The sequence below is a fragment of the Priestia sp. P5_B4 genome (genome assembly GCF_056400385.1).
This window is the reverse complement of the sequence record NZ_JBFULJ010000544.1, coordinates 1-2,570: the sequence shown is the minus strand read 5'-3', so window position 1 is coordinate 2,570 and position 2,570 is coordinate 1. Positions and strand designations below refer to the sequence as shown.

General features: G+C 39.0%; 5 protein-coding genes. 2 read left to right on the top strand and 3 right to left on the bottom strand.

Annotation, left to right across the window (positions count from 1 at the left end; genetic code table 11):
* Together AC1DRF_RS22690 and AC1DRF_RS22685 are read left to right on the top strand one after the other, a co-directional pair.
* A partial coding sequence (locus AC1DRF_RS22690) for a sensor histidine kinase (RefSeq protein ID WP_477741754.1) occupies window positions 1-709 on the top strand: 709 nt, incomplete at its 5' end.
* Window positions 706-1,308: a response regulator gene (locus tag AC1DRF_RS22685; RefSeq protein WP_477741753.1), complete on the top strand. Its 603-nt coding sequence runs from the start codon at window positions 706-708 to the stop codon at window positions 1,306-1,308. The genes AC1DRF_RS22690 and AC1DRF_RS22685, both read left to right, overlap by 4 nt.
* A gap of 33 nt (window positions 1,309-1,341) precedes the next feature.
* On the opposite strand, the gene AC1DRF_RS22680 is transcribed toward AC1DRF_RS22685, so the two are convergent.
* From AC1DRF_RS22680 to AC1DRF_RS22670, 3 genes are all read right to left on the bottom strand, one after another.
* On the bottom strand, window positions 1,342-1,866 hold the full coding sequence (locus AC1DRF_RS22680; RefSeq protein ID WP_427075427.1) for a cupin domain-containing protein: 525 nt from the start codon (window positions 1,864-1,866) through the stop codon (window positions 1,342-1,344).
* 126 nt (window positions 1,867-1,992) lie between these two features.
* Window positions 1,993-2,175 (bottom strand): hypothetical protein, encoded by a 183-nt coding sequence (locus AC1DRF_RS22675; RefSeq protein ID WP_029324165.1) that lies wholly within the window; start codon window positions 2,173-2,175, stop codon window positions 1,993-1,995.
* A 29-nt stretch (window positions 2,176-2,204) separates the two neighbouring features.
* The gene (locus AC1DRF_RS22670) at window positions 2,205-2,522 is read right to left on the bottom strand and encodes a hypothetical protein (RefSeq protein WP_013056195.1); all 318 of its coding nucleotides are present in this window, start codon (window positions 2,520-2,522) and stop codon (window positions 2,205-2,207) included.
* Window positions 2,523-2,570 lie beyond the last annotated feature (48 nt).

Genomic DNA, 2,570 nt, shown 5'->3' with positions numbered 1-2,570 from the left:
CAGTGTGATTGTACTGCCATTTAGCATTTATAATCGGAAGAAGCGAGACCGGCTGGAAGAACAGCTTGAAGATGCAAATAAACGTATTTCTGAGCTTGTAAAACAGGAAGAACGCCAGCGGATAGCTCGCGATCTGCACGATACGTTAGGACAAAAGCYGTCTCTTATCGGTCTAAAAAGTGATTTAGCAAGAAAACTTATTACAAAAGATCCTGAAAAAGCAAAATCAGAATTAAAAGATGTCCAGCAAACAGCGCGCACGGCTCTTAATGAAGTGAGAAACATGGTTTCTCAAATGCGTGGAATCCGCCTTAGTGAAGAACTAAAACGCGTTCAAGAGCTTTTAGAAGCTGCCGAAATTAAGTTTGTAGGAGAAGAGGCCATTTCATTAGAGAATGTGTCGTTGCTAATTGAAAATATTCTTAGCATGTGCTTAAAAGAAGCAGTAACCAATGTGGTCAAACATAGTCAAGCCACCGTTTGCACGATTACTTTACATCAGTCTGCAAAAGAAGTAGGCATAACGGTAGAAGACAATGGAGTTGGTATTAATACGAAGAAAACCTGCTGGAAAGGAAACGGTCTTTTAGGAATGAAAGAACGGCTGGAGTTTGTAAACGGCCATCTTGATATCTCCAGTCAAGGGGGGACGATTATTCATATTACAGTTCCAAACATCGTTAAACATATTAAGGAGGAACAATTATGATTCGAATTGTTATTGCCGAAGATCAGCAAATGATGTTAGGGGCTTTAGGCTCTTTGTTAAATTTAGAAGATGACATGGAAGTTGTCGGAAAAGCTTCAAATGGGGAACAAGCGGTATCACTTGCTAAGCAGCACCAGCCAGATATATGCGTAATGGATATCGAGATGCCTCTTAAAACTGGGCTTGAAGCTGCAGAGGAACTGAAAGATTTAAACTGCAAAGTCATCATTTTGACAACGTTCGCTCGCTCCGGCTATTTTCAAAGAGCTTTGAAAGCAGGCGTAAGCGGAYACTTGCTAAAAGATAGTCCGAGTGAAGAACTCGCAAATTCCATTCGAAGCGTGATGGCRGGCAGACGCCTCTATGCTCCAGAATTAGTGGATGACTTATATAGTGAATCTACCAGTCCTCTTACAGCTAGAGAAAAAGAAGTATTAGCTCTAGTAGCTGATGGAAAAAACACAAAAGAAATTGCTGACGAACTATCTATTAAGACTGGAACGGTGCGCAATTATATTTCTACCATTCTGGACAAACTCGAAGTAAAGAACCGCATTGAAGCCATTACTCGCTTTAAGGAAAAAGGCTGGTTCAAATGAAAAAAGCATGCATCAAACCGAGATGCATGCTTTTTAATCATTTGGCAATTTATCGTACCCTAATTTGTCGATGATCACAACATGCTCGGGGAATTCATCAAGCAGCTGCTGTTTTGTGAATAATTCAAAGTCACGGAAATCAAAACCTGGTGCGACCATGCATCCAACGAGAGAAAACGTATTCTCATTTGCCACAGAGGAACCAAAAATCGTATCTCTTGGAACTAGAAATTGAGGAACTTCTCCATTTTCTAAGTTTGTACCTAGTTTTACTTCTTGATAGGTTCCATCGCGGTAAATAATATGAATGGTTAAAGGACTTCCCCCATGATAGTACCATAGTTCATCTGATTGCAGCCGGTGGAAATGCGATACATCTTGAGACCTTAATAAAAAGTAAATACTCGTGTATAGAAATCGTTTATCATCAAACTTCGATGACACTTCTTTATCAGAAATTTCATCATTGGAGCGATAGGTTTGTTTATAAAACCCTCCTTCTGGATGAGGCTGAAGCTCGAGCTTTGAAATCCAATATTCCCACTTATGTAAATCCATTACGTTCCTTCCCTTCCTTTTTCTTTTATCATTAACTACATCATAGTAAATCATTCTTTCTAACACAACAAACGGCTTCATTATTCCATCAGGAAAAATGAAGCCGCTACCACTGGTATTTTATCATTACATCCTACCCTTTCTGTTAGCACGGTTATATCTATACCTGCTAGAATGGCAGCGATGAAATAAATATGTCATATACAAATCTAACTGAAATCGATCTCCCTCAATGAAACATTGAAACGGCTGTTCTCTACCTTGATCATTTTTTGCAGATGAACGCTGCTTAAACGGGACAATATTCATCTCTTTTCCCCCTCAGACAAATGTACTTTCTAGTGTAAATGCTGATGACAAACGTAATATTTTTTGATAAAAGTGAGGGCTGCCTGTGCATCTTGAATGCCAAGCTTTTTACAAACGCCAGCTAACATGAGCAGTTTGTACATAACCAGCTTTTGATTATTTGTTGCCAGTACGTAATAAACAATCGTATTAGCAACTGCCCGCGGTAATCTTATTTTTTTCAACTCATATAGCGCAGCAGACGAAGACATGCCTGCTTCAGTTAAAATCTGCTCAGTTGTGTACGTCTCCAAATAGCGAGCAAGCTTTCTTTCTTTATCGTTAAATATACCTTTAGAATCGTTCATTTTCTCTCCCTCTGTTATTTTAATAATCCATTAAATGCTGCATTAATT